The sequence below is a fragment of the Faecalibacterium prausnitzii genome (assembly GCF_003287405.1).
GTDB classification, from domain to species: Bacteria; Bacillota; Clostridia; order Oscillospirales; family Ruminococcaceae; genus Faecalibacterium; species Faecalibacterium intestinale.
Genome location: NZ_PRLD01000015.1, coordinates 40,579 through 46,899, shown reverse-complemented (window position 1 = coordinate 46,899; position 6,321 = coordinate 40,579). Strand labels below are relative to the sequence as shown.

Below are 6,321 nucleotides of genomic sequence, written 5' to 3'. Positions count from 1 at the left end.
CCCATTTTTGCAGTGCTTCCGAGCAAAACTCGCACATCGCCAGAGCGCACTTTGGAGAACAATGCCGCCTTTTTCGCTTCGGTGTCGGCGTTGTGGATAAACTCGATTTCGTTTTCCGGCACACCGGCAGCAACCAGCTTTTTGCGAATGTCATCGTAGACGTTGAAATTGCCATCGTTTTTCGGTGTCGAGAGGTCGCAGAATAAAAGCTGGGTCAACTTCTGGTCTTTGCCTTCCTCCCAGATCTTCAGCACGTTCTGAACGCATACGTTCAGCTTGCTGTTGGGGTCGTCCGGCAGCATGGGGTTCATCAGGCGAACATCCAAGCCGATCTTACGCCCATCGTTGGTGACGCAAAGCATATTGTCCACGGACGCATCCACGATGCCGGAGTGGATATCTGCGGCACGTTTGCTCAGTTCCTGCACCATTTCCTTTTGAATTTCGGACGGCTTTGCCACCACTGTTTCAAACTTCGCTTCGGGAACCGGCAAATGAAGCTGGTCAGAGGTTTTAATGTCCGCAACCTCCTTGAACATGGACATCAATTCCGGGAGGTTGAAGAACTTGGCAAATCTCGTTCTCGCCCGATAGCCTGTACCTTCCGGTGCAAGCTCGATGGCGGTGGTGGTCTCGCCAAAGGTGGATGCCCAGCAGTCGAAGTGGGTCAGCTTTTTCTGCTGCAAGGTGCTGTATTGCAAGTACCGCATGACCGTGTACAACTCGGTCATGGAATTGCTCACGGGCGTGCCCGTGGCGAACACCACGCCCCGCCCGCCGGTGATCTCATCCAGATAGCGACACTTGCCGAACATATCGCTGGATTTCTGGGCTTCGCTGGTGGATAATCCTGCGACATTACGCATTTTTGTCGTGAGGAACAAATTTTTGAACGCATGTGACTCGTCCACAAACAGGCGGTCAACGCCCAACTGCTCGAAGGTAACTACATCATCCTTTCGCTCATCGGAGCGCAGTTTTTCCAGCTTGGTTTCCAGCGTTTTCCGGGTCTTTTCCATCTGCTTGATGGAGAAATTCTCGCCTGCGTGGACTTTCAGCTCATTGATGGCGGCAAGCGTTTCATAAATTTGCTCCTGAATGATACGCTCCTGCCGCTCAAAGGACAGCGGAATGCGCTCAAACTGACTGTGCCCGATGATGACCGCATCGTAGTCGCCGGTGGCGATGCGGGCGCAGAATTTTTTGCGGTTGGCGGTCTCAAAGTCCTTGCGCCGTGCCACCAAAAGTTTGGCGTTAGGGTAGAGGTTCAAAAACTCCGATGCCCATTGCTCTGTCAGGTGATTGGGCACGACAAAAAGGCTTTTCTGGCACAGCCCCAGCCGCTTTGCTTCCATAGCTGATGCCGCCATTTCGTAAGTTTTTCCGGCACCAACTTCGTGTGCAAGCAGCGTATTACCGCCATAAAGCACATGAGCGATGGCGTTGCGTTGGTGCTCCCGGAGGGTGATTTCCGGGTTCATGCCAACAAAGTGAATGTGGGAACCGTCATACTCACGGGGTCTGGTGCTGTTGAACAACTCATTGTACTGTTTCACCAGCGCAATGCGCCGCTGGGGGTCTTGCCAGACCCAGTTGGCGAAAGCATCCTTGATGACCTGTTGCTTCTGCTGCGCCAGCATGGTCTCCCGCTTGTTCAGCACACGTTTCGGCTTGCCCTCGGCATCCTCGATGGTGTCGTAGATGCGGACATCTTTCAGGTTCAGGGTCTCCTCCAGAATCTTATAGGCATTGGCACGGCTGGTGCCGTAGGTTTCGGAGGAGATAATATCCCCTCTGCCGGTGGCAGTCTTGCCCTCCACACGCCATTCTGCGGTATAAGGAGAATATCTCACCTTGACTGCATGGCGCAGATAGTAGGGAATCTGGAACGTCTCGGTCATAAACTTCTGGATAATGTCCGGGTCCAGCCAAGTAGCACCCAGCCATACATCAATTTCAGATGCTTCCAGTTCTCTGGGCTGCGCCTTTTCCAATGCTGTAACATTGACGGCAAACTCCGGGTTTGTCTCAGCGGCGAACTGTGCCATCCGCAGCTTTGCCCGGACATCGCCGGACAGGTACTCGTCTGCCATCTGCCAGCCTGCTTCCGGGTCGGTGGGGTCGGCGGCAGGGTCTTTGAAGATCACACCGGAAAGTTCGGTGGTAATGCGCCCGTACTCACCGGGAGTGCCCAGCAGTTCTGCCATATAGGGCAAGTCCACTTTGCCATGCTCACCAATAGACACCGCCAACGCTTCACTTGGCGTATCCACGCTGGTGACGGTGCGCTCCGGGCGAATGGTGCGCTGAGTGAACATGTCTGCCTTTGATTTCAGCTGTCCCTGTTCATCCAGATTTTCCAGAGAGCAAAGCAGGTAGTAGGAGCTGTCATCTTCAAACAGCCTGCCGTTTTTCCGGTCATTCAGCAGACCGTACTTTGCGGTAAAGGCATCGTAGGCGGTGTTCAACTTTGCCTGTGTCGCCTTAATATCGGCATCGGGGTAATCCTCCAACTGCTGCTGAATCAGGTCGTTGACGATCTGCCGCAGCTCCACCATGCCGGTGACGCGCCCCTTGGCGGTGTCGGACAGTTCTACCTGCGTCATCACGGAATTTTCCCGGTAGAACACTTCACTGTCCACCACGGTGTAGGAGAAGTTCTTGACCTCCGGGTCGGCAGGCAGGGTGCGCCGGGTGGCTTCTTCCTCGGCAATGTCGGGAGCGTCCACCTCGGCGGCGGTGTACTGCCCCTCGATGTGCTTCACCGCCTCGGCAAGCTGGTCTGCAAGGTTTGTGCCCTCAAGGGGCGCAACGGTCAATTCCTCTCGTCCGTACTGGGTGCTTTCGGTGGTCATCTCGCCCAGCACCATCTCCGGGTGGTCTACAAAATACTGGTTGATGGCAAAGCCGTCTTCCGTTTTTCCAAGCTGCACCCAGTCCGGCTCATGGTCGATGGGGCGGTCACGCTTCTGCAAAAAGATAATATCACTGACAACATCTGTGCCAGCGTTGGCACGGAACGCATTATTCGGCAGACGGATAGCCCCCAGTAGATCGGCACGTTCTGCCATGTGCTTGCGGGCGGTGCTGTCCTTGCTGTCCATGGTGTAGCGGCTGGTGACGAACGCCACCACGCCGCCCGGTCGCACTTGGTCGATGGCTTTCGCAAAGAAATAATTGTGGATACTAAATCCCAGCTTGTTGTACGCCTTATCGTTGACCTTGTACTGACCAAAGGGAACATTGCCCACCGCTAAATCGTAGAAATCACGTCGGTCGGTGGTCTCAAAACCGGCTACGGTAATGTCAGCCTGCGGGTACAGTTTTTTCGCAATACGCCCGGTGATGCTGTCCAGTTCCACGCCGTACAGTCGGCTGTTCTGCATAGAATCTGGTAACATACCAAAAAAGTTGCCCACGCCCATGGACGGCTCCAAAATGTTGCCAGACTGGAAGCCCATCTTCTCGACCGCATCATAAATAGAGCGAATCACCACCGGGGAGGTGTAGTGGGCGTTCAGGGTGCTGGAACGGGCAGCGGCGTATTCGTCCTCGGAAAGCAGTCCTTTCAGTTCGGCGTGTTCCTTTGCCCAACTGTCCTTGCCGGGGTCAAAGGCATCTGCCAGACCGCCCCAGCCCACATATTGCGAAAGCACCTGCTGCTCCTCGGCGGTGGCACCACGATGCTCCTGTTCCAGCTTGAACAAGGTGCGGATGGCTTCAATGTTCCGGGCATATTTCTGTTTTGCGCCGCCCTCGCCCAGATGGTCGTCCGTGATGTGGAAGTTCCCGGCAGGTTCCGGCGCAGGTTCAGCATTCAGGGCTTTATCCAAGGCAGCAGCATCCGGGAAAGTCTGAACTTTTCCATCCACCACGGCAGAGATAGGCAACGCATCCAGTTCCCCGTCAGAGAGTTGCGGCTCGTCCTGTTCCTGTTCGTACAATTCCCGGACAACCGCCAGTGGTTCTTCCCGGAAAATCGGCATCCGCATTTCTGCCAGTGCCACATCCTGCAGGGTCACGCTGTCCTTATCGAAGTTGACGTTATCCACCCGGAAGGCTCGCCCCTCCATGTGGACGGTGGCTCCCAGCGGCAGATAATCTTCCCGGCGCAGATACTTCGTCTGGTGATGAGTGCCGTCCTCATTTAGCCCGGCAAGATAGACGTTCTCGCCGCACTGCCACAGCTGCTTGGCACGGTGCGCCCACTGGTCGCGGGGAAAGCCGATGACCGGGACGGTGCCCAGTGCTGTTTCTTTTTCCAGAAGTTTGCCGCCCAGAAGTTCACTGACTTTTTGCGCGTCATCTGCGTAAAACTCAAACTGTCCGTTCTGCTCAAAGCCCACCAGCGCATCCGGGTGCTGCTCCTTCAAGGCATTGTACTCGGTGGCGGCATCCAGCGGCAGCAATGCCGGGCGTTCCTCCGCCTTGCTGTGGTAGTGTTCCAGTTCTTCATCCGTGACACTGACCAATTCCGAGAAATCCAGAGCTTCCAGTTCAGTTTCGGTCAGATCTTCCAGACTTTCGTACTGCCGCTCGTCGATCAGCACTTCACCCAGATACCGGTCCACTTGGTATCCCACCAAATCCACATTAACTTGAATGGGAATCAAGAGGCCGTGAGTTCGATTCTCGCCACTCGGACCATAAAATCCAACGATTTCACGTTAGAAATCGTTGGATTTTTTTGCTTATAGGCTGGCCTTATTTGGTTTTGACCACAATTTTGACCACAATGCGGGCGATTTTATCTGGTCGATCGCAGGGGCAAGTGGGCTTTTCTGGACGCAACAGCATCTGCTGCGATATGCGAGCCAGCGTTGATGCCAACGCTTTGAAAAGATGGCTCACGATAATTCGTGCCGTTCCGTCCAATTTTCAGGCCGAAAACGCCTCGCTGAACAACTGGATCGCACTCTGCCGAATGGATTCCTGAACATGGAGATAATGCTCAGTCATTTCGGTATCGGCATGGCCTACGATGCTCTGGATGGTCTGAATATCCACGCCCAATGCCTGCATATTGCCTCCTTCCTGATGTCAAGTTGTTTCGGGAATAGCTTCTTGATACTTGTTCATAAGGGACGAGTAGGATTCTCCGCCCTGCTCAAAGGACGGGGCAGCGATTTCCTGTGTGTGGTTCTGGTAAGAACGTGCAGCATTGAAAACAGACCAGTCATACTCATACATTGCCTGAATCACTTCAATGCTCATGCCAGCGTCCTCATACTGCTTGCGCATGATAACCCACTGACGGTCAAAGTTTTTCTTTTCCAAACCATAATTAAAGCCCATGTGTAACCTCTAAATTTTCGATAAAACGTGAAAAGTCGAAAACTTGGAGATGCTACGGATATTTCGCCGCTTGGGGCATGGTGGAGATCGTAAACTTTCTCAACGACAAGGGAGTCCGCAATATGCTGGGCGGCAAAATGACCCACAGCAGCGTGAATACCATGCTGAAGAACCGCCGGTACATTGGCGAATTGTCTTTCAGGGATATCATTGTGCCGGAAGCGATTCCAGCTATCGTTCCCAAAAAACTGTTTGACCGGGTGCAGAAGCGTATGGTGCCGTGCGATCTTATAACTTATATTGCATAAAATTGCCATTGTGAACAAACCCAAAATTGGAGTACAGCTTTATTCTCATATCGGATGCTGTTATTTGGATAACTCCGCATCCGTATTCTTTTGCATCATTTATCACCCGGGAAAGCAATTCTCTTGCGATGCCTTTTCTTCTATAGCTTGGCGCAGTAAACAGACTGGACAGTAACCCTATTTTCCCACTTGGACATCCGAAATAAGGCGCGCTCGCCCGAATTACAGAATATACTCCATCTGCCGCTCCTTGGTCTTCATGCCCATTTTTTCGTAAAAGTGCTCTGCCGAAGTGTTTCCCGCCCAGACGTTCAGGGTCACCTCGTAGCAGCCCAGTGCTTTTGCCTGCTGCTTTACATAGTCAAACAGACTTTCCCCGATGTGCTGTCCGCGCGTCTGCTTGTCAACGCAAAGGTCATCAATGAACAGCGACTTGAAGGGCACCATGTTGGTGGAAAAAGGCTGCTCCTTCAGCTGACAGAAGGCATAGCCCATGCACACATCCTCCTCGTTCACGGCAACGTAGATGGGCTTATCCTCCTGCTTCAAAAGCGCTGCCAGTTCACAGACGGTGTATTTTGTGGTGCCGGGAATAAAAATATCCGGGCGTATCTCTGCGTGGATCTGCAGCACCTGCCCCAGCAGCGCAAGCAGTCTGGGAATGTCTTTTTCCTCGGCTTTACGAATGTTCATTTGTACTTTGCCCCTTCCATTTTCT

5 protein-coding genes and 1 pseudogene are annotated in these 6,321 nt (G+C 53.3%); 1 reads left to right on the top strand and 5 read right to left on the bottom strand.

Annotated elements, in window-relative coordinates; translation table 11 throughout:
- From C4N24_RS12820 to C4N24_RS12810, 3 genes and pseudogenes are all read right to left on the bottom strand, one after another.
- Nucleotides 1-4,355, bottom strand: a pseudogene (locus C4N24_RS12820) (SNF2-related protein); the annotation flags it as partial.
- A 523-nt stretch (nucleotides 4,356-4,878) separates the two neighbouring features.
- Complete coding sequence (locus C4N24_RS12815) at nucleotides 4,879-5,022, bottom strand: tyrosine-type recombinase/integrase (protein WP_015537780.1); 144 nt, start codon at nucleotides 5,020-5,022, stop codon at nucleotides 4,879-4,881.
- An 18-nt stretch (nucleotides 5,023-5,040) separates the two neighbouring features.
- Complete coding sequence (locus C4N24_RS12810) at nucleotides 5,041-5,295, bottom strand: hypothetical protein (RefSeq protein ID WP_242983272.1); 255 nt, start codon at nucleotides 5,293-5,295, stop codon at nucleotides 5,041-5,043.
- Between the two features lie 20 nt (nucleotides 5,296-5,315).
- On the opposite strand from C4N24_RS12810, the gene C4N24_RS12805 reads away from it, so the two are divergent.
- Nucleotides 5,316-5,603 carry a recombinase family protein gene (locus C4N24_RS12805; RefSeq protein ID WP_278320372.1) on the top strand — a complete coding sequence of 96 codons (288 nt, stop codon included), beginning with the start codon at nucleotides 5,316-5,318 and terminating at the stop codon, nucleotides 5,601-5,603.
- Here the strand turns inward: C4N24_RS12805 and C4N24_RS12800 are convergent.
- On the bottom strand, nucleotides 5,584-5,826 hold the full coding sequence (locus tag C4N24_RS12800; protein WP_431733136.1) for a GNAT family N-acetyltransferase: 243 nt from the start codon (nucleotides 5,824-5,826) through the stop codon (nucleotides 5,584-5,586). The two genes, C4N24_RS12805 and C4N24_RS12800, sit on opposite strands and share 20 nt — an antisense overlap.
- Nucleotides 5,826-6,296 (bottom strand): GNAT family N-acetyltransferase, encoded by a 471-nt coding sequence (locus C4N24_RS12795; RefSeq protein ID WP_112091729.1) that lies wholly within the window; start codon nucleotides 6,294-6,296, stop codon nucleotides 5,826-5,828. Before C4N24_RS12795 ends, C4N24_RS12800 begins: the two co-directional genes overlap by 1 nt.
- Nucleotides 6,297-6,321: the final 25 nt, after the last annotated feature.

What these genes read in the sequence shown, in the direction of transcription:
- C4N24_RS12815 (WP_015537780.1), bottom strand. Translation starts at nt 5,022, where the DNA reads ATGCAGGCATTGGGCGTGGATATTCAGACCATCCAGAGCATCGTAGGC.
- C4N24_RS12810 (WP_242983272.1), bottom strand. Translation starts at nt 5,295, where the DNA reads ATGGGCTTTAATTATGGTTTGGAAAAGAAAAACTTTGACCGTCAGTGG.
- C4N24_RS12795 (WP_112091729.1), bottom strand. Translation starts at nt 6,296, where the DNA reads ATGAACATTCGTAAAGCCGAGGAAAAAGACATTCCCAGACTGCTTGCG.